Genomic DNA, 26,804 nt, shown 5'->3' with positions numbered 1-26,804 from the left:
ATCCTTAAATTAACTAAATCGAGTTAATCGATAAATTTTTCCGACTGAATGATCAAATCAATGTCCCAATGCTTAAATTGCGTTTGCTCATCATGCAGATCTGCAACCAGTAATGGCCATTGTTTCGCATCGCCAGAAACAGTCAGTTGCCATTGTTGCTCATTCAGTACCTTTAATTCAATGGCAGGAAGCATCTCATCACTACGACTATGATTTAATAAAACCGCCAACCTTAGGAGCAAACAAAGGTAAACGAGTGACATTCCACCATGTCTAAGCGTTTCATTTTTTGCTTCACTTTTAATCTTACGTCGATGATGTGCTACCAACTCAGACAGATGGTTTTGATCAATTTGTGAGAACCCTGGGATATCTGAGTGTTGCAGTAAATATGCACCATGTCGATGATAGCCACCATGACTGATTGCTAACCCAACTTCATGCAAATAAGCCGCTCTTCTTAGTAAGTCACTGTCTTCATTCGTTAATTTCAGATCATCCGCAACATTTTCAAACAAATGCTGTGCTGTTTTTACCACACGATCTGCTTGTTTAACGTCGGCACCATAGCGCCCAACCAAAGCTTGTACGCTACGATCTCTTATATCTTCATGTTTGAATCGGCCCAACAAGTCATACATGACGCCTTCTCGTAATGCACCATCAGAGAACATCAGACGATCAATTTCCATCACTTCAAAAATAGCGTATAAAATTGCAAGGCCAGCTGGCAAAACTGCTCGTCTATCTTCTTTTAGTCCATCAAAATCTAAATCTGAAACATGCTTATATTTTAAAAGTTTATCTTTTAATTTTTCTAGGCCTTCACGTGTGATGCTTTCTTGTTCATCACTTAAACCCATGTTAATCATAATTTGACGACATGCTTTAATCGTACCACTTGAACCTACCGCAGTGTCCCATCCTTCAGCACGATAAGTATTTGCAATCGCTGTTAATTCTTTACAAGCTGCTACAAATGCTTTTTGAAAATTTTTATGAGAAATATCGCCATTTGGGAAAAAACGATTTGTAAATACAACACATCCCATTTGCAATGATTCTGTATGAATGGGTTCAAACTCTTCACCGATAATAAATTCAGTTGACCCGCCACCAATATCAACCACCAAACGACGCCCACCATTTGCCATAGTATGCGACACACCCAAATAAATGAGTCTGGCTTCTTCACGTCCAGCAATAATCTCAATTGGTTTTGGTAATATTTCAGCAGCCTTTTGCATAAACTCGTGGCCATTCTTTGCTTGACGCAAAGCATTCGTTGCAACTATACGCAACCGATTGGTTTGTACAGAGCTTAAACGCCCAACAAAACGTGCAAGACATGCCAGTCCACGTTGCTGTGCCGCTTCTGTTAAATTTTCGTCTTCATCTAAACCCGCAGCCAGTTGTACCTTTTCCGACATTGAAACAACTTTTTTCACCTCACCATGATCAACTTTTGCAATGGCTAAGTGAAAACTATTTGACCCCATATCAATTGCTGCAAGCAATTCTTCATCTATCAGAAAATCGGACATCGTGCAAAAAAACTCAAAATGAATTGTTACTTAGAGTAATCCACTCTCTTTAGATTGAAAAGTGCTTTTACGATTCAAAATCGTGTTTTTTATGATTTATTCAATTGTTGGGAACAATAAAAGATATCGTTAATCTCTGTTAGACAATCTGTATAGACATGATTAAAGTTCTTTTAAATAGCTATACGCTTGAAAATTGCTGTGCAATACTTATATACAACCACAGTAATAAAACTAATTTGGAGTCATTCAATGTCAAACCTTGTAAACACAACAGATGCAGACTTTAAAGCAGACGTCTTAGAATCTGAAACACCTGTACTGGTCGACTTCTGGGCAGCATGGTGTGGTCCATGTAAAGCAATTGCACCTGTTTTAGAAGATTTGTCTCGCGAGTATGATGGTAAAGTTAAAATTGTAAAAGTTGATGTCACTAACTGTGAAGAGACTGCAGTGAACTACAACATCCGCAATATTCCTGCCCTTCTTTTATTCAAAGATGGTGAAGTTGTGGCTCAACAAGTCGGTGCTGTACCACGCTCTAAACTTGTTTCATTTATTGATGAAAACGTTTAAAACCTCATAATAAGAAGATACGTCATAAATTTGGCGTATTTTCTTTCTAAAAAATTGACAATTAACCGTCAGTCACTTATATTTTAAAACCAAGAAATATGCAGCAAAACTCAGCTACACTTTTTCTGAAAAGATACAACACATAAGATCGCCGTTCGGCAAAGCAATTGTTTACTTTTATCTTCAAAACAATTAACCAGATTTCTGCGTTTGTATTGTGCAAAAGAAACTGCTCAATGCTTTGTACATTTGGTCGAATCTTAAATCTATTCTCTTTTTGACTCCGATGTTCTTATCTATATTGAACCACATATGAATTTAACTGAACTCAAGAAAAAACCGATTGGCGAACTCATTAAAATTGCAGAGTTCATGGGCCTTGAGGGGATGGCACGTAACCGTAAACAAGATATTATTTTTGCTATTTTAAAACGCCATGCAATGAATGGCGAAGAGATTTTTGGCGATGGTGTTTTAGAGATCCTTTCTGACGGCTTCGGCTTTTTGCGTTCAGCAGCAGGATCATACCTTGCCGGACCTGATGATATTTATGTCAGTCCATCTCAAATTCGTCGCTTTAACTTACGCACAGGCGATACCATTGCGGGAACCATTCGTCCACCAAAAGAAGGTGAACGCTACTTTGCATTATTAAAAGTTAACCAAATTAATTACGACACACCAGAAAACTCACGTAACAAAATTTTATTTGAGAACCTAACGCCACTGTTCCCTACAGAACAACTCATTATGGAATTAGGTAATGGTTCAAGTGAAGACCTAACAGCACGTGTTGTCGATCTCATTGCGCCAATTGGTAAAGGCCAACGTTCTATCATTGTTGCACCGCCAAAAGCTGGTAAAACAATGCTCTTACAAAACATGGCACAGTCTATTGTTCGCAATAACCCTGAAGTTTTCCTCATTGTCCTTCTTATTGATGAACGTCCTGAAGAAGTAACAGAAATGGAGCGTACTGTTCGTGGTGAAGTTGTTGCATCAACATTTGATGAATCACCTGCACGTCATGTTCAAGTTGCCGAAATGGTTATCGAGAAAGCTAAACGTCTTGTAGAACATAAAAAAGATGTTGTTATTTTGCTTGACTCTATTACTCGTCTTGCACGTGCATATAACACAGTTATTCCGTCATCAGGTAAAGTACTTACAGGTGGTGTAGATGCACATGCACTAGAACGACCAAAACGTTTCTTTGGTGCTGCACGTAATATTGAAGAAGGTGGCTCACTGACAATTATTTCTACTGCTCTTATTGAAACTGGCAGTAAAATGGATGAAGTCATTTACGAAGAATTTAAAGGTACAGGTAACCAAGAGATTACTCTAGACCGTCGTATAGCTGAAAAACGTGTATTCCCTGCAATGAATATGAAAAAATCAGGTACTCGTCGTGAAGAGCGTCTTATGGGTGAAGATAGCTTACGTAAAGTTTGGATCTTACGTAAACTTTTACATCCTATGGATGAACTCAATGCAATTGAGTTCTTACTTGACCGAATGAAAGAAACCAAAACAAATGATGACTTCTTTGAACAAATGAAGAGAAAACAGTAGAAATTTGTTTAAATTCACACATATAAAATTAAAATGAAAATTGCCTCACAAACTTGTGGGGCTTTTTTTATATTTCTTTAATAAATATCTCAAGTGCTTGTAATTACTTAATTAAAATTTATAGATCAAGATTTGTTTTTACATAAAATAACAAAGTATATTCTGCGATTGTGATGCACTTATCAGATATAAATATATACTTTTTTAATAATCGAAAAACCACCTATTTTTAAGTAACTTAATCGACAATTACTCCAATATACTCTTCATTATTGATTGTTATTTTCTGTTAAAAAACAAACAAAAAATGATCATTTTTTCGTTTTTTTTAAATATACCTAGTAGTAATTCCATAAACTCAGTGATAGCATACACGCATGCCAGTTAACTTGCTCCGTGCGTTGTTACCTATCGAAAACGTATAGGGATAATAAAAGCTTAAACAAGTTAGCGTTGGTTTTTTTTCTCTATTATTTTATGAGAGTGATGCCATGTTATTCAAAAAATTCGCTATCGTAGCTGCTGTAGCTACAACTTTAGCTTTCGTTGGTTGTGCTAAGAAAGAAGCTCCTGCTGCTGACGCATCTGCTGCTGCATCTGAAGCTGCTTCTGCTGCATCTGAAGCTACTGCTGCTGCATCTGATGCTGCTGCTCAAGCAACTACTGCTGCTTCTGAAGCTACTGTTGCTGCGTCTGACGCTGCTGCTTCTGTTGCTCAAGCAACTGATGCTGCTCCTGCTGCGTCTCAAGCTGCTCAATAATTCAAATTACTTTGAATTATACAAAAAGAGAGCATTTGCTCTCTTTTTTATTATATAAAAAATAAAATAATGAATTTAGCCTTATTTGACTTCGATGAAACCATTACACATAAAGACAGTTTTGGTCCCTTTCTAACTTTGACAGTAAATCCTATTCAAAAATACTTTTACATCGTCAAACTTAGTCCTTACTTTATTGGATATAAGCTTAAATATATTACAGATCGTACATTCCGTACGAAACTCTGTCATACAGCTTTTAAAAACTATCCAAAAGATAAATTAATAAAGATTGGAAATGATTTTGCAATTAACTATTTAAACAAGATTATACGCTCAAATGCATTAGAGCAGATTCAATGGCATCTATCACAAGGTGACCGTGTCGTTGTTGTTTCTTCCTCTTTAGATATTTATTTAAAACCATGGTGTCAACAGTATGGTTTAGATCTCATCTGCAATGAGTTAGAAAGTACTCATGATTTGTATACAGGTCATCTCCGTCATGGAGATTGCGGTGGAATTGAAAAGGCAAATCGTATTCAACAGCAGTATGAGTTGACCGATTATAATAAAATCTATGCTTATGGTGATTCGCCAAATGATCATGCAATGCTAGCACTCGCAGATATCAAATTTTACCAATGGCAACAGGTATAAAAAAAGCCTTCATTATATGAAGGCTTTTTTACAATTAATCTTGCTCTGTACCGACACGCTGTCTAAATTTCTGACCTGCTCTAAAGGTCACTACACGGCGCGCAGAAATTGGAATTTCTTCGCCTGTTTTTGGGTTGCGGCCAGGACGTTGGCGCTTATCACGCAACTCAAAGTTTCCAAAACCAGATAATTTTACCTGTTCCCCTGCAATGAGTGATTGACTAATTTCTTCAAAAAATAATTCAACCATTTGCTTAGCTTCACGGCGGTTTAGTGCTGTAAGCTCGCTTAAATGATCAGCCATTTCTGCTTTTGTTAATGCTGTCATGAGGCCCTCAATGTTGCTTGATATGTGCTTTCCAGCACTTCGATTATTTGATCCATACCTGCTTTAATTTCAGCATCCTCTAAAGTACGTGATGGATGCTGCCACAATAGTGCAAACGCAAGTGAACGTTTACCACCCTCAACACCTTGTCCAGTATATACATCAAACAACCATGTTGAGTCGAGAAGCTCTCCACCAGTTTTCTCAATCAACTGCTGAATTTCTTTTACACTTATCTTATCATCAATTAAAAGCGCAATATCACGTCTAACCGACGGAAAACGTGATAATTCTGTAAAATTAGATACATAAGATTGCAAAATGACATTTTGATCAAGTTCTGCTACCCAAGTTACACCTAAATCTAGTGAAGATTCAAAAGATGGATGTAAACGTCCCAAATAACCAATCGATTGACCGTTTACAATAACTTCAGCAGACTGACCAGGATGCAACCATTCACGCTCTGAACGAATGTATTCAACATTTAAACGACTTGCAGCAATAACCTCTTCAATCTCACCTTTAAAGTCAAAGAAGTCCATGTCTTGTGTTTTTGCATGCCATTGTTCAGGCACACGAGAACCGACAGCAATCATTGCAACTGTTGGAATCTGCTTTAATTCATCTAAGTTCGATGCTGTTTGATAATCGAAACGCAAACCCAACTCGAAGAAACGTACACGGCTTTGCTGACGATTTAAATTATATTGAACACACGGAATTAAACTCGACAGTAAAGTACTACGCATCGCTGCCAAATCACTTGATATTGGGTTGGCCAACATGAGTGGTTTCACAGCAGAATTTAATTGTTTTTCTAATTTAGCATCTGAGAAACTAAAACTAATAGCTTCTTGATATCCCAAAGTTGCAATCGTTTGACGTAATTGAGAAACTTCAAACTGATCTTTATAGTGAGATAAAGCGACATCTATTTGCGGCAATTTGATTTGAATATTATCGTAACCATGAATACGTACAATTTCTTCAATAAGATCCTGATAAATGACCATATCAAAACGATGCGATGGTGGTACTACTGACCATTCATCTGTAGCCGTCTCTGTGACTTTGCAACCTAGACGCTCTAGAGCATCAGCAATAAAGGATGACTCAATACCATAACCTAGTAAGCGCTCGACTTGACCTTTGTTCAACTGAATTGTATTTCTTTGTGGAAGGTATTCACGTTGTTCAGTTTGAACGATAGGACCGAACTCACCACCAGCAATGTCTGCAATTAAAGCAGAAACACGTTGAAGTGCTTTTAGTGGAAGTTCAAAATCTACACCACGTTCAAAACGCTGAGAAGAGTCAGTATGTAGACCATAGCGACGTGCACGCCCTGCTACAGCCAACGGTGCAAAGAAAGCACTTTCTAAGAAAATATCAGTAGTTTCATCTGTTACACTCGATGCAAGGCCACCCATAATTCCTGCAATTGCAAGTGCTTTAGCATCATCTGCAACGACCATGATATCGTCGGTTAATACTACTTCCTGTTCATTTAAGAGCTTAAGTTTTTCATCTTTTGTTGCTTGACGAACCTGAATATCACCTTCTAGTTTTGCCAAGTCAAAAGCATGCATAGGTTGACCTAATTCAAGTAATACATAATTCGTCACATCAACCAAAAAACTATGTAAACGAATACCTGAACGAGATAAGGCTTTTTCCATCCATACTGGTGTTTTCGCTTGCGTATTTACATTACGCACGATACGCCCTAAATAGCGTGGCACACCTTCAGTGTTTAAATGGACTTGCTTTGTTTCTTGAAGAGTACTGTGAACATCTTCTATTTGAGGTTCATGAATACTTAACTGATTAATTACAGCAATTTCGCGAGCAATACCTCGAACGCTAAAACAATCACCACGGTTCGGTGTAATAGAGATATCAATCACTTGATCATCAAGTTCTAGATACTCACGAATATTTACACCAATCGGTGCATCATTCGGCAATTCTAATAAACCATCTATCTGATCTTCTAAATCAATTTCCGAAGCACCACATAGCATGCCATGTGAGGCAACACCACGTAGCTTACCTTTTTTAATTTTAAAATCGCCTGGTAATACAGCGCCAACAGTTGCAACAGGCACACGCAATCCAACACGCACATTCGGTGCACCACAAACAATTTGTAAGGGCTCACCTTCACCTATATTAACCGTCGTTACACGCAGGCGATCTGCATCAGGATGCTGCTCAACTGTAAGCACTTCACCAATAACAACACCAGTAAATAGTTTTGCTACAGGTGCAATTTCATCGACCTCTAGACCAAGCATGGTCAATTGATTTGCAAGTGTTGCGCTATCAATTGCAGGGTTAACCCACGTACGCAACCAATTTTCACTAATTTTCATTTGATATATAACCTTAAAACTTTTTGGATCTATTTTGAATATCGATTGAACTAAGCAAATTGGCGCAAGAAACGCACGTCATTTTGATAGAACATACGTAAATCATTAATGCCATAACGCAACATTGCGAAGCGCTCTACACCTAGACCAAAAGCAAAACCTGTATATTTCTCAGGATCAATACCAGCAGCACTCAATACATTTGGATGTACCATGCCACAACCGAGTACTTCAAGCCATTTACCACGCTCATCCATAATATCCACTTCTGCACTTGGCTCTGTAAATGGGAAGTATGATGGACGAAATCTTACTTTTAATTCTTTTTCAAAGAAGGCCTGAAGTAAATTTACCAATAAACCTTTTAACTCAGCAAAACTCGTCTTCTCTGCAACATACAAACCTTCGATTTGATGAAACATCGGTGAGTGTGTTTGGTCTGAGTCACAACGATAAACACGCCCTGGACATACAATACGAATCGGTGGTTGACGTTTTTCCATTGTACGAATTTGCACACCTGAAGTATGCGTACGTAACAAATGGTTGGCATCGAAATAAAATGTATCGTGCATTGCACGTGCAGGATGGTGTCCCGGAATATTCAGTGCTTCAAAATTATGGTAATCGTCTTCAACTTCAGGGCCTGTTTCCACAGTAAATCCAGCTTTAGTAAAGAATTGGCAAATACGCTCTTGTACCTGAGTCACAGGGTGAATACTACCCATTTGCTGGCCACGACCCGGCAATGTAATATCAATTGTTTCACTCGCTAGTTTTGCTTCTAGCGCTTGTTGTTGTAATACTTGCTGTCTTTCGGTGAGTGCCTTATTAATTGCTTCACGCACAGCATGAATTTTTGCACCCTCAACTTTACGTTGTTCAGGATCCATTTTACCCAAAGATTTTGACTGCTCAGCAAGCTGACTCTTTTTCCCAGTAAATTGCACTCGGGCTTGGTCTAAGGTTGCAAGGTCTTGAGCGGCTGCGATTGCGCTCAGTGCTTCATTGGTCAAAGCTTCCAGTGACATAATTACTCTCAAAGCATCTATAAAAATTAGAAAAATTATTTTGCTATTCTAACAGCTTTTCATAGACTTAATGAAGTTTTCACAGTAAGTAAAATTTCCCTACACCCGTACCTATGAAAAATGTTAAAATCGTAGTTATAAAAGATCGTATTTCATCTAAAAATCAAAACTATTTATCCCCTACTTGCACACTATAGAGAATAATTATGGCTTTAGATCCAATTTGGAAACAACAGCTCGTACTTGTGACTTATGGAAATGAGTTTCTGAAAAATCAATTGAGCTTTAATACTTGGGTAAACCATGACATTTTTCAAAATGTTCTACTGCAATTTCGAAGTTTACAAACACAACATTTACTTGCACAGCATTTTCAAATTTGGCTAGAAAATTTAAAAGCTCAAGGCGTTACACAGCTGAGTTTACATGAAGCCAGTTTATTAAAAGAGGGTACTAACCCAAATCCAAACATTGAGCTATTGCAATTTTCACATTTTATTGTTGCTCACAGTGCCCAAAAGAAAGTAGCTTGGCTTTTTGGTCAAGAGCTTGCCGAATGGTATACCGCAGATAACGAATATGAGGTCCCAACAGCACAGCAATTAAAAAGTAAAGTTATGACAATGTGGGATTTTGAGTTACCACAACAAGTTATTAAACAGGTTAATTTAGACTTAAACCGTCCAAACTGGGACAATATTAGCGACTACCTTGAAAAAGAGATTTTCAATCAGTCCTATATTACAAACTTTACGGTAAATGAACTAAATACCGCTTATTATACGGGAACATCTAATCCCGAAAGTCAGTCTCTTTTACCTCAAGATTACCACGCAGAAATTTCACATGAGTTTCTTTTTAAACTTGAGCAATTAGATCAACAGATTGAAAAGCACAGAAAAGAATCAAATAGCTTAACAGCGGAAATGCAATCCTTCTCGCAAAAAGTAGATGAATTGTTTTCAAAACTTATTGTGAAAACAGCAAACCATTACAAGGAAGCAAAACGTAAAGTTATTTTAGGTAACTCACCTTTTGATCATAACGAGAACTCAAGCCCAGAGCACAAACCAAGTGCTTCTACTAAAAGTGTGATAGCACTTATTTTAATTACAATTATTATTGGTGCACTGGTTTATTATTTTGGATTTTAAATAAAAAAAGACCGCAAAAAGCGGTCTTTTTAGAATCTCTAAACTTATGCAGCTAGAGCAGTTTTAGCCTTTTCAGCTAAAGCAGCGAATGCAACTGAATCATGCATAGCGATGTCAGCTAATACACGACGGTCAACAATCACTTGTGCTTTTTTCAAGCCAGCAATCATACGGCTGTATGATAAACCGTTTTGACGTGCACCAGCGTTAATACGCGCAATCCATAAAGCACGGAATTGACGTTTTTTCTGACGACGGTCACGGTAAGCATATTGTCCTGCTTTGATTACTGCTTGGAACGCTACGCGATAAACGCGTGAACGAGCACCATAGTAACCTTTAGCACGAGCAAGAATTTTCTTGTGACGACGATGCGCCACTACACCACGTTTTACACGAGCCATTTATAATCTCCTTAAATGTATGGGCACATACGACGAACTGAAGCAACGTCACTAACGTGAACCATTACACAGCCGCGTAATTGACGGATACGCTTAGCAGATTTTTTGGTCAAAATGTGGCGTTTGAACGCTTGTTTACGCTTGAAACCGTTTGCAGTCGCTTTAAAACGTTTAGCTGCACCACGGCGAGTTTTTAGCTTAGCCATAGTAACCTCTTTTGGACACCTGTTTAGCTTGCTTACACCATGTAAGTAGCCTGCAGGTAAGGAAGCGCGTATTTTATATTATCTTTGCTTAAAACGAAAGCAAATTTGTTATTCGTTTGAATACATTCATCAAGGACTCACAAATTTATCTGCATATACAGAACCTTTTACTACATCTAACGCAGAAGATGACTGTGAAATTGGCATGATCTCAATACGATTAATATTTATATGTTTGGGCTGTGAAATTAACCACAATACAGTATTTGCAATATCTTCAGGTTGAATAGCATCTACTTCTTCATATAGTGCTTTTACTCGCTCTGTATCCCCACGAAAACGCACATACGAAAATTCTGTTCCAGCTGACAAACCTGGCTCCACATTCGATACACGAATACCCATTCCAGCCAGATCTGCTCTTAAATTAAGACTAAACTGCTTAATAAATGCTTTGGTTGCACCATATACATGCCCTCCAGGATAGGGATAACTTCCTGCGATAGAACCCATATTAATGATATAGCCAGATTTCTTTTTTACCATAAATGGAAGTACCAGTTTAGTCATGGCCAATACGCCTTTAATATTTACATCGACCATCTGATTCCAATCGTCTATTTGTGCGTTATCGGCACGCTCTAAACCGAGTGCTAAACCCGCATTATTAATTAAAACATCGACATTTTCCAAAACAAAGCGCTCAGGAATAGACTTAAATTTCTCTTCAAGATATACATATGGCTGTGAAAGGTCTAAAGCCAATGAAAAAAAATCACGTCCTAACTCTTGTTGCAAATGCTGGAGGTGCTCTACTCTTCTTGCAATTCCTATTACACGATGTCCGTGCTGAATAAGTTGTTTTGAAATATGATAACCAAATCCTGATGACGCACCTGTAACAATAATTAACATGGCTATTCCTTATCTTATTTGAAAAATTAAAGTAGTTATCATGAACATAACTGTAATAATGAGAACTTTTTTAACAGCTTGTCCTTGTGTCTTTATTGCATATTTACTTCCCAGGTGATTCCCTAAGAAACTGGCAAAAATCATCGGTATTCCAATCATAATCCACATTTTCCCAGCGATAAAAAAACTAATAAAAGCACCAATATTGGAAGTAAAATTAAATATTTTTGATGTTGCGGTTGCCTGTAGTAGTGGAAGCTTATTTATTAAAAATAACGCAATTATAAAGAGGCTACCCGTACCTGGACCGAAAAAACCATCATAGAAACCGACGAAGAAACAAACCGTCATTAATAATAATTTAGAGATCGATATATTCTGATGTTGATTATCCATACGAGCTAAACGACTTTTTAATAAAGTCATGATTAACCCAATTGGTAAAAGACAGATAATAAGATAGGTTAAAATTTCTAAAGGAAGTCTAATAATTAACTTTGCACCAATATATGCACCTACAAGTGCAGTTACTGCTCCAAGGGGTATAATTCTCCATATAATGGAATCACTTTTAGCAAAATTTTTAATGGCTGCAAGTGTACCTACAGTGCTGACAAGTTTTTCCTGACCAAGTGCGACATGTGGCGGAATACCACTCACTATAAAAGCAGGAATAAGTACAAGCCCCGCTCCGCCTGCAATGGAGTCAATATATCCTGCTAAAAAAGAAATAAATGTTAAAAATAATATACCCAATATAAGGCTTTGTGCCAGCAAGCTATCTTCAATAAATACCACATCACTACCCTAAACTATTTTCTTCTTTTATCTCAAAATATCTCTAGTAAAAGGAGTATCAGCCCAATACAATCAAAAAGAACTGTTTGGGTGTTAAGTTGCAACTGTTATGGTAAAAAAACAAACTACAAAGATTCAGCAAGTTATTCAACTTATTGAAGCACGTATCGAAAGCCATGAAATACTCCCCGGTGGCCAACTTCCCTCATTAAGAAAATTGGCAAAATCACTTAATTTTTCTGTATCTACAGTACTTGAGGCTTATGAGAGATTGGTTGTAGAAAATAAAATTGAAGTTCGACATGGCTCTGGATACTTTGTTAAGCAAATGCCATATACCAACCATAAAATAGACCTTTCATCACAATATAAAATGCAAACAGATCCCTTCTGGATCGCACATCAATCTTTAATTGCGTCCGATGATCACTTAAAACCTGGGTGTGGTTGGTTGCCTACCAGTTGGATGCCTGAATCAATTGTAAGAAAGTCGCTTAAAGAACTGAGCAATAAACCCGCCAAAGAGTTACTTACCTACAGCACTGTACTTGGCTATGAGCCTTTAAGAGAAGTGATAGCTCAACGCATCAATTATTATGGTACGTCTATTCATCATGACCAGATTTTACTTACAGAAAGTAGCACCCAAGCATTAGATATTATTTGTAGAGCACATCTAAATGTAGGCGATACGATTCTTGTAGATGATCCATGCTATTTTAATTTTTTTACATTATTTAATTTATTAAAGCTTCAAATTATTGCTATTCCTTTTACCCCTCAGGGGCCTGACTTAAATTATTTCAAAGAAGCCTTAAAACACTCGCCTAAAATGTACATTACCAATTCTGGGATACACAATCCAACAGGCGCATCACTTAACATTAGTACAGCCTACAAAGTATTAAAAATGGCAGAAGAAGCAAATGTAATTATTATTGAAGATGATATTTATAGTGATTTCGAAATAATTCCATCTCCACGATATGCTTCTTTATCTAATTTTGAGAATGTAATTCAAATTAGTAGTTTTTCTAAATCCCTTTCATCCTCTTTTAGATGTGGCTATATTGCAGCAGAGACTCAATATATAAAACGTCTGACACAAGTTAAAATCGCAACTAATTTTAATTGCAATCAACTTAGTAGTGTTTTGGTACATCAAGCTTTGAAAGATACTCAATACAGACGCCATTTTGAATATATCAATCAAAGACTCAGCCATGCACGTGCTTTTGTCATTCAAGAATTAAAACAACTTGAAATTGTTCCGTGGACGATTCCTAAAAATGGAATGTTTCTATGGTGTCAGCTTCCTGAAAATGTAAGTGCGACTGCATTAACTGAAAACTGCCGTAAAGATCATTTAATTCTTGCAGCAGGTACAGCCTTTAGCCACTCAAAACATGCAGATCAATTCATGCGGTTTAATGTCGCACAATCTTTAGAACCTCATATTTTTAAAACACTTAAAAAACATATACAAATATGAACCACGAACATGGTGATTACACTATAGATTTACAACAAAAAATAACCCTAACCTCAAAAAGCAAATTGATAAAATTGCTCTCTATAATAAGCCAATAGGTCTACTATGTATCAGTTTAAAAAGTTATTTATTTTATCAGCTCTTTGCTCTGTCAGTTTTCTTACACAAGCGACACTTCCTATTCCATCAAATGCGAAAATTGAGCGTATTACAGACCAAGCAAAATGGAGTGAAGGCCCTATCGTATTAAAAGATGGTACGGTACTTTGGAGTGATATTGTGAATAACCGTGTTCTAGAATGGAATGAAAAGACAGGGGTTCGCACTTGGCTCTCGCCTGCTCAATTTCAAAACGGTCATGCCATAGATACTGAAGGAAGAATCATTGCTGCCTCACATGGAAAACGTGCTATTGAACGTTTAGAAGCAGATGGTTCTTGGAGAGTTTTAGTCGATCTATATGGGAAAAATAAACTCAATAGTCCTAATGATGTCATTGTCGATAAAGACGGTGATATTTGGTTTACAGATCCTATTTTTGGGATTAAAAAAGCAGATGAAGGCTATGGTGGAAACCCTGTGCAAGGTGGTGAGTTTAGTTATCGTTTTTCGCCAAAAACAAACAAAATTGTACGACTAAATACACCTGAAGTAAAAACACCTAATGGTATTGCATTTAGTCCAGATCAGAAGAAATTATATTTAACTGACTCTCAAATTGCACATGACCAAAAAGATAAGAAGCTACATAGACATTTATTTGTTTATGATATTGATTCAAATAAACAAACAACCCATGGAAAAATGCTTGCACAAATTGACACAGGCGTGCCCGATGGAATTGCTGTAGATGATAAAGGAAACATCTGGGTGACAGGTGGAAAGTATATCCATGTATTTTCAGAAAATGGAACAGCTTTAGGTAGCCTTAAATTCCCAACCACTGTTGCAAACATGGTATTTACGACGTTGCCAAATGGCAAGAAAATTATGTATGTCGCAGGTGGAAGCTCATTATATAAAATTGCCGTTAACGTCAGCGGTGCAAAGTAAATCTATCTATTTAAGAGGCGCCTCATGCGCCTCTTGCAAGCGTTCTATTAATTATAAAGTGGACGAAAATTTTTTATTTTTTATCATTTTCTGATGATTCAAAGCTATTCGAACTTCCCCCGCCACTAAAATCTCCTCCAAAATTAGACTCATTACTTCCATCACTTTTTGTATTATGATCACGTGCAGAAGATAAAATACTAATCACTCCCAGTACGATATCTATGGCTGACTTTTTTTCTTTTTTACGTTGGAACAATTCTGTTTTGCGATCTATTTTTATGCCGTTACGGGTAAATCTAAAGCTATAGCTAACTCTTGAATATTTAATTTTATTAGAAATAAATATAATTAATATTAAGAAAATAAACAGTAAAAAGTCTTTTATAGAATACGAACTCTTTGGCTCACTTTCATCACTCATTTTGTGGTTTGAGTTTGAAGCATGCGCTTGCTCTAGCATCACCGTAGAGTTTTTATCTATTACTAAACTAATTTTTTCTAGAACAAGGGATAACCCATTGAAATACGCTTTATTCTTAAACTCGCTTGATGTTTCTCCTAATATTCTATGAATTTTGGCATCAGGTAAATCCCCCTCTAGCCCATTACCCGTTAAAATCTGGATTTTCTTATCTTGAGTACTTAATACAATTAATAAACCATTGTCTGTCTTTGCATTACCTAATTTCCACCTTTCAGCAACTCCTATTGAAAAGTCAAAAATAGATTCTTCTCCCGTACTTGGTACGACAATGATACCCACATTTAAAGATATTTTTCTTAATGCGTCTATCTTGTACTGTAAGCTTATTACTTCTTGTGGAGATAAAACTTTAGAAAAGTCATATACCCTAGATTGAGTACCACTTTTCTGAATTTCATTCAGTGCAAGCGTTTTATAATCTACACTTTCTTCTGCTCTGACATGAGAAAAAACAAATAAAAAGCATGTTAAAAAACATGCTAACAATAATCTATATTTCATAGAAACCTTTCAGCCATCAATCTCTATTAGATAAAAAGTCCTGCGTAAAAGCAGAGACTTTCTTTATATACTCATTAGTGCTTATCAAATGAGATCTGAGGTGCACGATCTGAATTTGGTGTAATCGTACTAAAATTAGGCTTTACTTCAGCATGAATAATTTTGGCTGTAATGACAGTTGGAAATTGGCGAATAAAAGTATTGTAAGACTGAACACTTTTGATATAGCGGTTTCTTGCAACAGTAATCCGATTTTCTGTGCCTTCTAATTGTGCTTGTAAGTCTCTAAAACCTTCATTGGCTTTTAAGTTTGGATAACTTTCAGTAATCATCATTAAACGAGACAATGAGCCTGAAAGTTGATCTTGTGCTTCTTGATAACGCTTAAACTGTTCAGGATTATCCAACAATCCCTTATCTACCTTAATGCCTGCAACCTTCGATCTTGCCTCAATCACAGATTGTAGCGTTTCACGTTCATGCGTTGCATAACCCTTTACAACACTTACCAGATTCGGAATTAAATCTGCTCTACGTTGATATTGATTATTTACTTCTGATAAAGCGGCATTTACATCTTCATCTTGTTTTTGAATAGTATTGTATCCACAAGATGTCACTGAAATAGCCATGGCTAAGATGCTAAAGAGTTTCAATGATTTTGATTTCACGTTCAGGCCAATTATGCAACTAAGATTTACGTGATTCTATTGTATGAAATTTGTAAAATCAATCTTATTTTATAATTATAAAATACAAACAAGCTAATGATTTTATTAATTTTAATTTAAATTTCAATATTTATTTACCGTGAAAATTAAAGTGATATTTATGAATGAAACCACTCCTTTTCTACAGTTTTTCAAACCTGAGTCCAACCCCAGAGATGGTAGTAATGTATTTTGGTGTTGATGCATGATCACCTATCTTATCTCTAAGTTTCTTGGTAAGAATTCTTAAATAGTGCGTATCTTCTGTATGTGTATTTCCCCATAGTTCACGAATAATATCTGCTTGTTCTACAATTTGACCTTCAGACTTCAATAGAAAAGCCAATAATTGGAATTCTTTTTTAGTAAGACTGATAACAATGTTATTAATTTTAACAATATGCTCTGCAACATTAATATATAGATACCCATCGTTAAAGACTTGAGGTACATCGATAGTAATAGGTCTATTTCTTATTGCTACACGAATGCGTGCAAATAGTTCCTGAATATTAAATGGTTTCGTTACGTAATCATTTGCCCCCGCATCTAACAATAAGACTTTTTGATTTTCATCTGGTCGTGCCGATAAGACAATAATGGGTATAACTGACCATTTCCGAATTTCTTTTAATACTTCATAGCCATCCATATCTGGTAAACCAAGATCTAAAATCACTAAATCAGGTGTTTTCTCAATCATAATTTGAATGCCTTTCAAACCAGTTTCAGCTAAGAACACATCATAACTTTGAGTATTTAATGCAATTTCTATGAAACGTCTAATTTTAGGCTCATCATCTATGACTAAAATTTTATGATTACTCACAATGTTTCCTAATGGTTCGTTTCTAAATGAAAAGGAAGTTGTATTCTTACAAGCGTCCCATACGTTTCAAATGCAGATAAGGCCTCAATTTTTCCCATATGCGCACCTACAATTCCCTTAACAATGGTTAATCCTAAGCCCGTCCCTGTCGGATTACGATCTCCTCGTTGCATGGTATAAAACATACTAAAAATTTCGTCTCTTTCTACTTCAGGTATACCTGGCCCTTCATCAATTATATCTATTTGTAGTATTCGATCTTGCAAGGTAATGGCTTTGACTACAATAGGAACATTTACAGGTGAAAACTTTGCAGCATTCTCTAAAACATTAAAAATTGCTTGTTCAATTAAAGCAGGATGAATACTCATTGGAGGTAAAGAAGCAGGAATATAGCATTCGACCTTTAAATCATCTTGATAAGAAATTAAGCGTTTGACTGCAGAATCAATCACATTTTCAATGGACACTTCTGTTCTTGCAAGCGTTAACCCCTCATGCCCTAATCGCGTCATATCTAATAAATTTTTTATATAACGATCTAAACGTCCCCCTTCACTATGAATCATATCAAGCAGTTCCATATACTCAGATTCTGATATATCTTTCCCAAAATAACGAAGCGTATCTGCAGCACCAATCATCGCTGCCAACGGCGAACGTAAATCATGTGATACAGATGATAATAATGCTGAGCGTAGTTTTTCTGTTTCATTGGTTACCCGAGCATCTTCTAACTGTAACGACAACTGTATTCGTGAAGCAGTTTGAATAATATCTTCGATCATTAAATCGATCAGGCGATGCTCCTCAAAACTCAGTTTTTTCTTTAGCGAATGATATCTTATACCAATTACACCGCTCTCCTTTTGTAAAGGAAGAGGTGTAAACCACCAATCAGATTGGTTTAATGTTTTTGTAAAACGACCACACGGCTGAAGATTTTTTTGTGTCCAATCGGCTGCAATAATTTCTTTTTCAGATAAAACATCTATTGTTTGAGAGAAATCTCCGAAACGTATCCAAATATCGACGTGTAAATTTCTTTCTAGATGATCTTTTGCAATACTCATCACATCATTTAGACTCAAACAGTTTGAAAGTTTACGTTCTAAATCTTGAAGTTGCATCGCAATCGAGTTTGCAGTTTTTAGACTACTTATTTTTTCTTTTAGTTGACTCGCCAACCTAGCGACAATAAGAGCACAGCCTAAAAATAAAAATATGGTAATAACACCTTCGTGAGCGCTAATCTGTAAGGTATATCGTGGTTCAATAAATAAATAGTTATAAAGAATAAAACATAAAAATACACTCAAGATCGTCATAAGCATCTGTGTACGTACAGCAATCATCATTACTGTTAAAATAAAAATAATTGCTAAATCATTGTAACCCACATAATGATCTAAAATACTTGCACACAGTACCCCTAAAGCAATAATAATGACACTTTCAATACTTTCTTTTAAAGTTATTTTTGAAGTAAAGATCATCTTTTTTATAGACTGTTGAGTATTTTTTGTAGAGTGTTTATTTTGCACTAAAGTAACTTCAAAAGGGTGTGATCTCGATAAAATCTGTTGCACCATCCTTCGATATTTCCATGAAACTAAAGACCATGATACTGGATATTCAAGAAGTATTTGAGAAATACCATGGTGATATGCTGTATTGAGAATACTAGAAAGAACATCATCAGAATAAATATAGTGTGTTTGTGCACCAAGCTGTCTTGCTAGACTTAAAACTTTTGTTACTAATAAAGATTGAGCACCTTTTACTTTGGTTCTCCCAATATAAACCACACTCCACATTGTATTAGAATGTTGCACTAGCCGATGTGCTCTTCTTACCAAGTCTTCAGATGCATGACCATCATACATGATTAACATCAGATGACTTTGAATAGGAACCGTTTTTCCTAAGATTTGCCCATTTTCTCTATAACGAACATCGACATTTTCAGCAACAAACTGTAAAGCAAGGTCACGCAATGCTGTTAAATGATTGGCTTTAAAAAAGCCATTTAATGCATATTGTGCTTGTTCTGGAATGTAAACCTTGCCTTGTTTTAAACGTTCTAATAATTCAGAAATTGGTAAGTCAACTAAGCGGATGTCTTTTAATCGTTGAAAGAAACCGTCAGGTACGGTCTCTGTCACACGTATACCCGTTATTTTATATATGACATCATTTAAACTTTCCAGATGCTGAATATTCAACGTACTATAAACGTCAATTCCAGCATCTAAAAGTTCATTTACATCCTGCCAGCGATGTTCATGTCGACTTGTTTTTACATTAGTATGTGCAAGCTCATCGACCAAAACAATCCGTGGTTTTACCCGTAAAATCTCATCTAAATCCATTTCCTCTAGGAAATAATCATTGTATGAAATTCTCTTTCTGGGTATCACATTTAATCCTGCCACAAGTACTTCTGTTTCCACAATTCCTACAGCAATATGAATTTGTTGAGCCATTAACTCATGAGCACGACTTAACATTGTATAAGTCTTACCAACACCCGGAGCAGCGCCAAGAAATAATGTAAGGCGACCTTGCTCATCACGTTGACTATGAGATAGCCATGCATCTGCTCTTACATTACGATCAATGTCCATGACACTACATCCTTGTCTGCTCTTTATGAATGATTATGTTGCAAGGCATCAAGTGCAAGATTTAACTGTAAAACATTAACACGAGGCATGCCTAAAAAACCAAATTGCTTGTCGTAGGTATAGGCATTCACCAGTTTCTGTATTTCATCAATAGCGATATGTCTTTGTTTTGCTACTCGACTTATTTGTAACGCTGCACTTTCAGGAGAAATTTCAGGATCAATTCCACTTCCTGAAGCAGTTAACATATCTAAAGGTACACTCTGTAAATCGGCATCATTGAATTTTGCAAACTGCTGTCTACGTTCAGAAATATGTTTAAGTAGATCGGGATTACTTATTGCTAAATTACTTCCTCCCATTGCCATTGGGTCATAATTAATTGCACTCGGTCGTGCTTGAAAATAACGAGGGTTATGAAAGTTTTGAGCAACTAACAACGAACCAACTACTTTACTCTGCTGTTGTATAACACTCCCATTGGCCTGAAATGGAAAAATCAGTTGTGCAATATTTGTTTGTAAAACACAATAAATTAGACCCGTTCCAATAAACCCTAAAACCATTAACCCAATACTTTGTCTTATTACAGGCTGTTTCTCTTCAGAGATTAAAGCCATATCATGTGTATTCATTTTTCTCTCCAAACTCTATAAGAAACAACTTACAAGTAAGTCAATCATTTTTATGACAATAAAAGGTAAAATTACGCCACCTACGCCATAAATCAGCATATTACGGCGTAATAAACTTAGTGCGCTCGCAGGTTTAAATTTAACACCACGTAATGCAAGTGGAATTAGTGCAGGAATAATCAAGGCATTAAAAATAAGTGCTGATAACACTGCGCTTGTTGGGCTAGAAAGCTTGAGAAAATTAAGTACATTTAATTGAGGTACAGCCACAGCAAATAAGGCAGGTAAAATAACAAAATATTTTGAAACGTCATTTGCAAGTGAGAACGTGGTTAGAGCACCTCGTGTAATCAATTGCTGTTTACCAATTTCAACAATATCTAATAATTTAGTAGGGTCTGAGTCAAGATCAACCATATTTCCTGCTTCTTTTGCAGCTTGTGTTCCTGAGTTCATTGCCAAGCCAATATCTGCTTGTGCTAATGCAGGGGCATCATTTGTTCCATCTCCAACCATTGCAACCAAATGACCCTTTTTTTGCTCTGCTCGAATACATGCCAATTTATCTTCAGGTCTAGCCTCTGCAATATAGTCATCTACACCAGCCGTTGCTGCAATTGCTGCTGCTGTAAGTGGATTATCACCAGTAACCATTATGGTTTTTATACCCATTTCTCTAAAGAGATCAAACCTTGCCTTGATGCCTTCTTTAATCACATCAGACAATTCGATAACACCCAATATTCTCTGATTCAATGCCACGACCAATGGAGTTGCACCTTTGGATGCAACTTCATCTACTTTGATTTTTAATTCACTCAGTTGCGCAATATCCATTGCTGTAAATTTTAAAATTGCATCAAGTGAACCTTTACGAATGTTTGTACCATCTTTCAAATCGACACCCGACATACGTGTAGCTGCACTAAATGGAATAAATACAGCATCTGAGGCAGACTCAAGCGTTTCTCCCAAAGATTGGGCAAGTTTCACAATTGACTTTCCTTCAGGTGTTGGGTCGGCAAAAGAACTACTCATCGCTGCTTGTCTTAAAAGCGATGAGGCAACTCCAGTCAGTGGATAAAATGCAGTTGCTTGACGATCACCATAGGTAATTGTTCCCGTTTTATCTAACAGTAGTACATCTACATCGCCTGCTACTTCTACAGCCTTACCCGATTTGGCTAAAACATTTACTTTGAGTGCCCTATTCATCCCTGCAATACCAATTGCAGGAAGTAAACCACCAATTGTAGTTGGAATAAGACAGACAAGAAGCGCAACCAAAAGTACAATATTTATTTGAATATGAACGATTGATCCAATAAAAGGGAGTGTGACCACAACTGCAATAAACGTTATTGTCATGACATTAAGTAAGATACCCAAAGCAATTTCATTGGGTGTTTTTTGGCGGCTTGAACCCTCTACAAGTGCAATCATTCGGTCTAAAAAGCTATTGCCAGCCTCATTACTCACTTTGACAATAATTTGGTCCGTTAAAACTTTTGTTCCACCAATCACACCCGTTTTATCTGTACCAGCTTCACGCAGCACAGGCGCAGACTCACCTGTCACTGCTGACTCATTAATCGTCGCAAAACCTTCTATAATTTCACCATCGGCAGGAATGAGTTCGCCAGCTTTTACAATTACAACATCATCTTTTTTAAGAAGATGAGCTGCAATTTTTTCAGTTTTACTTTGATCATCGATAAGACGATAGGCAAATAAATTTTCACGTGCCTGTCTTAAAGAAGATGCTTGTCCACGACCTTTTGCCTCTGCAATTGCTTCTGCAAAATTTGCAAACCAAATGGTAATAAATAGAATAAAGCTTAAACTAATACCTAACCCAAGTTGGCTATAACCAAATATTGTTGCCCCAATAGTAAGAATTGTACCTAGCCATACACATGCCATCACAGGGTTTTTAAATGCGTACTGCGGTAAAAATTTAATAAATGTATGTTGAACAATCTCTTTATTCAAAAAATTTGCTTTAGAACTGATCGCATGTTTCATATCTTTGCCTCTTAAACTTGAATAGATAGGAAATCTGCAATTGGGCCTAGTACTAAAACAGGCATAAATTGCAACAATGTAAGAATAAGGACAATACCTATAAGCATGAGCGCAAAGGTCACTGACTCTATATTTAATGTGCCTTTGCCCTGAGCTTTTTGCTTAGATGCAAGGCTTACAGCAATCAGTAAAGGAACTATTAAGGTACTATAACGACCTGCAAGCAAAGCAATACTGGCAGATACATTCCACCATACGGTATTATTTCCTAGTCCCGCAAAACCCGAACCATTGTTTGCATAAGCAGAGGTATACTCATAAAAAACTTGTGAAATTGCATGAAAAGCAGGGTTTGAATTCCCTGTAAGTGCTGGGTTCGCCAATGCAATTGCTGTTAACATAAGAATGACGATAGGCTGTAGTAAAATAACCACAGATAATAACTTAATTTCTGTCGTTTCAATTTTATAGCCAAATATTTCAGGTGTTCTGCCTGTCATTAAGCCTGCAATAAATACAGCCAAGAACAGGTAAATAAGAAACTGTAATAAGCCACATCCAATGCCACCCCAAATGGCATTAATCAGCATATTACACATCTCGATCAATCCTGTTAAAGGTGACTGCGAATCATGCATCATATTTACAGAGCCATTATTTACCTGTGTGGTTAATGCACTCCACAATGCAGAAGATTCAGCACCAAAACGAACTTCCTTTCCTTCTAATAAAGCATCATTGGGTTGTAATGAATATTGTTCTGTCCATAAACTCAAACTTGTAGAAATAATCGACATAAACAACATACTGCCAAAAATCATCCACATCAGTTTTTTACGCTGTACGAACCTTGCCACCATAAAAATAACAGCTAGTGGAATAAGTAAAATTGCGACCATTTCGAGCCAATTAGAAAATGGCGTTGGGTTCTCTAAAGGCGCTGCACTGTTTGGACCATACCAACCACCACCATTACTCCCCAATTGTTTGATTGCCACCATCGCAGCGACAGGGCCAAGAGGAATATGTTGTGAATTATTTTCTATAGTTTGAACAGTAGGCCCTGCAGACAATGTCGAAGGTACACCTTGGCTATTAAGTAAAAGTGAAAAAGCAAAAGTTATGGGTAATAAAAATCTAAATAGCACTCTAACAATATCGCGCCAATAATTTCCTAAATTAATTGAAGCCCATGTTTTTTCATTTTTGTTATGATTAGATTGTAAAAATAAAGCGCGTAAGACGGCAACAACAAGGGTTAGACCAATTAAGGGAGAAAGAAATTGTAAGCCCGTAATCATCGTCATTTGTGAAAAATATGATAATTGTGCTTGGCCTGAATAATGCTGTTGATCTGTATTGGTTAAAAAAGAAATAGAAGTATGAAGTGCTAAGTCCCAACTCATATTTGGAACATGGTCTGGATTTAATGGTAACCATGCTTGAGTCATTAAAATAATAATACTAAAACTAAGCAGACATACATTGCTTAAGAGAAAAGCAGATAGGTATTGCCTCCAATTCATTCCATTATTTTTAACACCCATCAGCGCATAAATAGGTTTCTCAATCCATTTAAATACACTGTCACTTTTCATGGGTCGATCTTGCAAAATCGTTGCAAGATATCCGCCTAGAGGATATGCCAACAATAATGAAACAACAAATACGGAAAGAACTTCCCACATGTCAGATACCATTTACAAAAATGTGATCTGAATTATCTAAAGTCTTCCCGTAAATTTTCTATAAAGGAAAATAATTTCGCGTAAAATTTACGTAAATTTTTGATCAATCCTGACAATATTCGCCAAGATTGATCAATTTCTTATAAGCTAGTACGCAAAATATAAAAGTAATTTAAACATACCCGCAATTAAAGCTAAGGCAAAGAATCCCAAGAGCCATAATAGAATAAACCATTGTGTCGATGAAAAATGTTTAAAAGACTTCTTCATATAAACCTCCTTAATGGTATCCCTCATCTCCTACTCTCACTTTATCTTTAAACACCCAATAAGACATTGCGGTATAGATCATAATAATAGGAATAAGGATAACTGCCCCAACCAAAGCAAATAACTGACTAGAACGTGGAGAAGCTGCTTCCCAAATTGTAATTGACGGCGGAATAATATATGGATATAAGCTCACCATAAATCCAATAAAAGCAAGAAAGACTAAACCTAAGGTATAAATAAATGGTTTTTTATCATGCTCGCCTTTACATGCTTTAAGAATTAAATAGCTACAAAGCAGTACCAAAATTGGTATAGGACTTAAATACCAAATATTAGGTATCGCAAACCAACGTGTGGCTATTGCGGCATGTTGTAATGGCGTATATACACTAACTGCCAAAAATATAAACAGTAATGCCCATGTTAGTTTAGGCATAAGCGAATACATTATCTGCTGTAAACTGGCTTCAGTCTTTAAAATTAACCAAGCACAGCCTAAAGCAGCATACATGACGACGACCCCAACACCGGTAAATAGAGAAAATGGTGTAACCCAATCTAAAGCATTTCCAGCAAACACACCATGTTCAGTTCGAATACCTTGTATATATGCTCCTAAAATTACCCCTTGAAGGAAACTAGCAAAAATTGAACCCCAAATAAATGCAATATCCCACAAGTATTTAGTTCTATGTGCTTTAAAGCGGAATTCAAATGCAACGCCTCTAAAAATCAGTGCAATGACCATAAGAATAATAGGCATATATAGTGCAGATAATACTGTGGAGTACACCAATGGAAATGCAGCATATAACCCCGCACCACCTAAAACCATCCATGTCTCATTACCATCCCATACTGGAGCAACAGTATTCATCATGACATCACGTTCTTGATGATCTTTAATAAAAGGAAATAAAATGCCTATTCCCAAATCAAAACCATCAAGTACAACATAAGTAAATACACCAAAGGCAATAATGACAACCCAAATTAAAGAAAGATCAAACATCATTATTCTCCTTTCTTCGTTGTATCTAAATCATCATCCACTGCACTCAATGGTCGCATTGGTGTTTTAAAATGCCCATGACCCACTGGCTCAGATAAGTCTGAATATACAATCTCAGGACCTTTTCTAATGACTTTCAACATATAGTAAATACCACTACCAAAAACTACGGCATAGACCAGAACAAAAATAATAAGTGTAATTCCAACCTGATCTGCAGACACTGTATGAGACAAACCATCTTGAGTACGTATAACGCCATAGACAACCCACGGTTGACGACCCACTTCAGTCGTAACCCAACCTGCAAGTAAAGCGATATATCCCGTTGGTCCCATTACTGTAGCGAATCGATGAAACCAATGTGATGTATACAGTCTTTGTTTTTTTCTAAGCCAAAGTGCTATGAGTGACAATGCAACCATAAGCATTCCTAAGCCTACCATCACCCTAAAGCTCCAAAATACAATAAGTGTATTTGGACGATCTTGTGGTTGATATTCTTTTAAGCCTTTGACAGTACCATCTAGGCTATGTGTCAAAATCAAGCTACCTAAATTCGGAATACCTACTTCAAACTTATTTGATTCACTTTGCATATCTGGAATTGCAAACAGAAGTAAAGGCATACCTTCGTCATGATTTGTGTGCCAATGCCCCTCAACTGCTGCAATTTTTGCAGGTTGATATTTAAGGGTATTTAAACCATGCTGATCGCCAATAAATACTTGACCTATAGAGGTGACTAACACCATCCACAGTCCTAGTGAAAAAGACTTCTTAACCAACTCATCTCGACGCCCTTTAAGCAAATGCCATGCAGCTACACCAACAACAAGTAAAGAAGACACTAAAAATGCAGCCGTTGCCATATGTGCAAAGCGATAAGGAAATGATGGATTAAAAACAATCGCAAACCAGTCTGTAGGCACAATAATGCCATTTTCTATAGCAAAACCTTGTGGCGTTTGCATCCAACTATTCGATGACAAAATCCAAAACATGGAAATACATGTTCCAATTGCCACCATTAAGGTAGCAAAGAAGTGTGCTTTTTTACTTACACGCCCCCAACCAAATAGCATAATTCCTAAGAATCCTGCTTCTAAGAAAAATGCACTAAGTACTTCATAGGTTAATAA

24 protein-coding genes are annotated in these 26,804 nt (G+C 36.6%); 7 read left to right on the top strand and 17 right to left on the bottom strand.

Annotated elements, in window-relative coordinates; translation table 11 throughout:
• Window positions 1-23: 23 nt before the first annotated feature.
• Entirely contained in the window at window positions 24-1,544 is a 1,521-nt protein-coding gene (gene ppx, locus I2F23_RS05020; RefSeq protein WP_195771471.1) for an exopolyphosphatase, read from the bottom strand.
• Window positions 1,545-1,796: 252 nt separating this feature from the next.
• Here ppx and trxA point away from each other — a divergent pair, with 252 nt between their 5' ends.
• From trxA to I2F23_RS05000, 4 genes are all read left to right on the top strand, one after another.
• Complete coding sequence (gene trxA / locus I2F23_RS05015; protein ID WP_195771470.1) at window positions 1,797-2,120, top strand: thioredoxin; 324 nt, start codon at window positions 1,797-1,799, stop codon at window positions 2,118-2,120.
• Window positions 2,121-2,432: 312 nt separating this feature from the next.
• Window positions 2,433-3,695 carry a transcription termination factor Rho gene (rho, locus tag I2F23_RS05010; protein WP_195771469.1) on the top strand — a complete coding sequence of 421 codons (1,263 nt, stop codon included), beginning with the start codon at window positions 2,433-2,435 and terminating at the stop codon, window positions 3,693-3,695.
• A gap of 491 nt (window positions 3,696-4,186) precedes the next feature.
• Window positions 4,187-4,456 carry a hypothetical protein gene (locus tag I2F23_RS05005; RefSeq protein ID WP_195771468.1) on the top strand — a complete coding sequence of 90 codons (270 nt, stop codon included), beginning with the start codon at window positions 4,187-4,189 and terminating at the stop codon, window positions 4,454-4,456.
• A gap of 69 nt (window positions 4,457-4,525) precedes the next feature.
• On the top strand, window positions 4,526-5,116 hold the full coding sequence (locus I2F23_RS05000) for an HAD-IB family hydrolase (RefSeq protein WP_195771467.1): 591 nt from the start codon (window positions 4,526-4,528) through the stop codon (window positions 5,114-5,116).
• Between the two features lie 34 nt (window positions 5,117-5,150).
• Here the strand turns inward: I2F23_RS05000 and I2F23_RS04995 are convergent, their stop codons facing one another.
• The 3 genes from I2F23_RS04995 to pheS are packed head-to-tail and all read right to left on the bottom strand — an operon-like array spanning window position 5,151 to window position 8,853.
• Window positions 5,151-5,444, bottom strand: a complete 294-nt coding sequence (locus I2F23_RS04995; RefSeq protein WP_195771466.1) for an integration host factor subunit alpha — start codon at window positions 5,442-5,444, stop codon at window positions 5,151-5,153.
• Window positions 5,441-7,822 carry a phenylalanine--tRNA ligase subunit beta gene (pheT, locus tag I2F23_RS04990; protein WP_195771465.1) on the bottom strand — a complete coding sequence of 794 codons (2,382 nt, stop codon included), beginning with the start codon at window positions 7,820-7,822 and terminating at the stop codon, window positions 5,441-5,443. The genes I2F23_RS04995 and pheT overlap by 4 nt, the downstream gene beginning before the upstream one ends.
• Before the next feature lie 50 nt (window positions 7,823-7,872).
• Window positions 7,873-8,853: a phenylalanine--tRNA ligase subunit alpha gene (pheS, locus tag I2F23_RS04985; protein WP_195771464.1), complete on the bottom strand. Its 981-nt coding sequence runs from the start codon at window positions 8,851-8,853 to the stop codon at window positions 7,873-7,875.
• 206 nt (window positions 8,854-9,059) lie between these two features.
• On the opposite strand from pheS, the gene I2F23_RS04980 reads away from it, so the two are divergent.
• Complete coding sequence (locus I2F23_RS04980; RefSeq protein ID WP_195771463.1) at window positions 9,060-10,007, top strand: hypothetical protein; 948 nt, start codon at window positions 9,060-9,062, stop codon at window positions 10,005-10,007.
• 44 nt (window positions 10,008-10,051) lie between these two features.
• Here the strand turns inward: I2F23_RS04980 and rplT are convergent, their stop codons facing one another.
• The 4 genes from rplT to I2F23_RS04960 all read right to left on the bottom strand — a co-directional run bounded on the left by rplT (window position 10,052) and on the right by I2F23_RS04960 (window position 12,330).
• Window positions 10,052-10,411: a 50S ribosomal protein L20 gene (gene rplT, locus I2F23_RS04975; protein ID WP_195771462.1), complete on the bottom strand. Its 360-nt coding sequence runs from the start codon at window positions 10,409-10,411 to the stop codon at window positions 10,052-10,054.
• A gap of 11 nt (window positions 10,412-10,422) precedes the next feature.
• Window positions 10,423-10,617: a 50S ribosomal protein L35 gene (rpmI, locus tag I2F23_RS04970; protein ID WP_001096359.1), complete on the bottom strand. Its 195-nt coding sequence runs from the start codon at window positions 10,615-10,617 to the stop codon at window positions 10,423-10,425.
• 129 nt (window positions 10,618-10,746) lie between these two features.
• Window positions 10,747-11,532 (bottom strand): SDR family NAD(P)-dependent oxidoreductase, encoded by a 786-nt coding sequence (locus I2F23_RS04965; protein ID WP_195771461.1) that lies wholly within the window; start codon window positions 11,530-11,532, stop codon window positions 10,747-10,749.
• Between the two features lie 9 nt (window positions 11,533-11,541).
• Window positions 11,542-12,330, bottom strand: coding sequence for a sulfite exporter TauE/SafE family protein (locus tag I2F23_RS04960; RefSeq protein ID WP_195771460.1), 789 nt, complete (start codon window positions 12,328-12,330; stop codon window positions 11,542-11,544).
• Between the two features lie 109 nt (window positions 12,331-12,439).
• Here I2F23_RS04960 and I2F23_RS04955 point away from each other — a divergent pair, with 109 nt between their 5' ends.
• Window positions 12,440-13,822: an aminotransferase-like domain-containing protein gene (locus I2F23_RS04955; protein ID WP_195771459.1), complete on the top strand. Its 1,383-nt coding sequence runs from the start codon at window positions 12,440-12,442 to the stop codon at window positions 13,820-13,822.
• Between the two features lie 105 nt (window positions 13,823-13,927).
• A complete protein-coding gene (locus I2F23_RS04950) occupies window positions 13,928-14,875 on the top strand; it encodes an SMP-30/gluconolactonase/LRE family protein (protein ID WP_195771458.1) in 948 nt (315 codons plus the stop codon).
• Window positions 14,876-14,948: 73 nt separating this feature from the next.
• Here the strand turns inward: I2F23_RS04950 and I2F23_RS04945 are convergent, their stop codons facing one another.
• From I2F23_RS04945 to I2F23_RS04905, 9 genes are all read right to left on the bottom strand, one after another.
• On the bottom strand, window positions 14,949-15,863 hold the full coding sequence (locus I2F23_RS04945) for a TPM domain-containing protein (RefSeq protein ID WP_195771457.1): 915 nt from the start codon (window positions 15,861-15,863) through the stop codon (window positions 14,949-14,951).
• 74 nt (window positions 15,864-15,937) lie between these two features.
• The gene (locus I2F23_RS04940) at window positions 15,938-16,540 is read right to left on the bottom strand and encodes a LemA family protein (protein ID WP_195771513.1); all 603 of its coding nucleotides are present in this window, start codon (window positions 16,538-16,540) and stop codon (window positions 15,938-15,940) included.
• Between the two features lie 175 nt (window positions 16,541-16,715).
• Window positions 16,716-17,405, bottom strand: a complete 690-nt coding sequence (locus tag I2F23_RS04935; RefSeq protein WP_195771512.1) for a response regulator transcription factor — start codon at window positions 17,403-17,405, stop codon at window positions 16,716-16,718.
• A gap of 5 nt (window positions 17,406-17,410) precedes the next feature.
• Window positions 17,411-20,029 carry a DUF4118 domain-containing protein gene (locus I2F23_RS04930; protein WP_195771456.1) on the bottom strand — a complete coding sequence of 873 codons (2,619 nt, stop codon included), beginning with the start codon at window positions 20,027-20,029 and terminating at the stop codon, window positions 17,411-17,413.
• 23 nt (window positions 20,030-20,052) lie between these two features.
• Window positions 20,053-20,664 carry a potassium-transporting ATPase subunit KdpC gene (gene kdpC, locus I2F23_RS04925; protein WP_195771455.1) on the bottom strand — a complete coding sequence of 204 codons (612 nt, stop codon included), beginning with the start codon at window positions 20,662-20,664 and terminating at the stop codon, window positions 20,053-20,055.
• Between the two features lie 15 nt (window positions 20,665-20,679).
• Window positions 20,680-22,689 (bottom strand): potassium-transporting ATPase subunit KdpB, encoded by a 2,010-nt coding sequence (gene kdpB / locus I2F23_RS04920; RefSeq protein ID WP_195771454.1) that lies wholly within the window; start codon window positions 22,687-22,689, stop codon window positions 20,680-20,682.
• An 11-nt stretch (window positions 22,690-22,700) separates the two neighbouring features.
• Window positions 22,701-24,377 carry a potassium-transporting ATPase subunit KdpA gene (gene kdpA / locus I2F23_RS04915; protein WP_195771453.1) on the bottom strand — a complete coding sequence of 559 codons (1,677 nt, stop codon included), beginning with the start codon at window positions 24,375-24,377 and terminating at the stop codon, window positions 22,701-22,703.
• Window positions 24,378-24,657: 280 nt separating this feature from the next.
• Complete coding sequence (gene cydB, locus I2F23_RS04910; protein ID WP_195771511.1) at window positions 24,658-25,662, bottom strand: cytochrome d ubiquinol oxidase subunit II; 1,005 nt, start codon at window positions 25,660-25,662, stop codon at window positions 24,658-24,660.
• A 2-nt stretch (window positions 25,663-25,664) separates the two neighbouring features.
• Window positions 25,665-26,804, bottom strand: a 1,140-nt coding sequence (locus I2F23_RS04905) for a cytochrome ubiquinol oxidase subunit I (RefSeq protein ID WP_195771452.1), incomplete at its 5' end; no start/stop codon positions are given.

It is taken from the genome of Acinetobacter pollinis (assembly GCF_015627175.1).
GTDB lineage: Bacteria > Pseudomonadota > Gammaproteobacteria > Pseudomonadales > Moraxellaceae > Acinetobacter > Acinetobacter pollinis.
The sequence above is the reverse complement of the archived record's forward strand: the minus strand, read 5'-3'. Positions and strand labels throughout refer to the sequence as shown.

Bases quoted from the DNA above. Each gene is read 5' to 3' on its own strand.
- rplT (WP_195771462.1), bottom strand. From the start codon at position 10,411: ATGGCTCGTGTAAAACGTGGTGTAGTGGCGCATCGTCGTCACAAGAAA.
- I2F23_RS04980 (WP_195771463.1), top strand. From the start codon at position 9,060: ATGGCTTTAGATCCAATTTGGAAACAACAGCTCGTACTTGTGACTTAT.
- I2F23_RS05005 (WP_195771468.1), top strand. From the start codon at position 4,187: ATGTTATTCAAAAAATTCGCTATCGTAGCTGCTGTAGCTACAACTTTA.
- trxA (WP_195771470.1), top strand. From the start codon at position 1,797: ATGTCAAACCTTGTAAACACAACAGATGCAGACTTTAAAGCAGACGTC.
- cydB (WP_195771511.1), bottom strand. From the start codon at position 25,662: ATGTTTGATCTTTCTTTAATTTGGGTTGTCATTATTGCCTTTGGTGTA.
- kdpA (WP_195771453.1), bottom strand. From the start codon at position 24,377: ATGTGGGAAGTTCTTTCCGTATTTGTTGTTTCATTATTGTTGGCATAT.
- I2F23_RS04945 (WP_195771457.1), bottom strand. From the start codon at position 15,863: ATGAAATATAGATTATTGTTAGCATGTTTTTTAACATGCTTTTTATTT.
- I2F23_RS04955 (WP_195771459.1), top strand. From the start codon at position 12,440: ATGGTAAAAAAACAAACTACAAAGATTCAGCAAGTTATTCAACTTATT.
- pheS (WP_195771464.1), bottom strand. From the start codon at position 8,853: ATGTCACTGGAAGCTTTGACCAATGAAGCACTGAGCGCAATCGCAGCC.
- rpmI (WP_001096359.1), bottom strand. From the start codon at position 10,617: ATGGCTAAGCTAAAAACTCGCCGTGGTGCAGCTAAACGTTTTAAAGCG.
- I2F23_RS04995 (WP_195771466.1), bottom strand. From the start codon at position 5,444: ATGACAGCATTAACAAAAGCAGAAATGGCTGATCATTTAAGCGAGCTT.
- I2F23_RS04965 (WP_195771461.1), bottom strand. From the start codon at position 11,532: ATGTTAATTATTGTTACAGGTGCGTCATCAGGATTTGGTTATCATATT.
- I2F23_RS04950 (WP_195771458.1), top strand. From the start codon at position 13,928: ATGTATCAGTTTAAAAAGTTATTTATTTTATCAGCTCTTTGCTCTGTC.
- kdpC (WP_195771455.1), bottom strand. From the start codon at position 20,664: ATGAATACACATGATATGGCTTTAATCTCTGAAGAGAAACAGCCTGTA.
- I2F23_RS05000 (WP_195771467.1), top strand. From the start codon at position 4,526: ATGAATTTAGCCTTATTTGACTTCGATGAAACCATTACACATAAAGAC.
- I2F23_RS04930 (WP_195771456.1), bottom strand. From the start codon at position 20,029: ATGGACATTGATCGTAATGTAAGAGCAGATGCATGGCTATCTCATAGT.
- ppx (WP_195771471.1), bottom strand. From the start codon at position 1,544: ATGTCCGATTTTCTGATAGATGAAGAATTGCTTGCAGCAATTGATATG.
- kdpB (WP_195771454.1), bottom strand. From the start codon at position 22,689: ATGAAACATGCGATCAGTTCTAAAGCAAATTTTTTGAATAAAGAGATT.
- pheT (WP_195771465.1), bottom strand. From the start codon at position 7,822: ATGAAAATTAGTGAAAATTGGTTGCGTACGTGGGTTAACCCTGCAATT.
- rho (WP_195771469.1), top strand. From the start codon at position 2,433: ATGAATTTAACTGAACTCAAGAAAAAACCGATTGGCGAACTCATTAAA.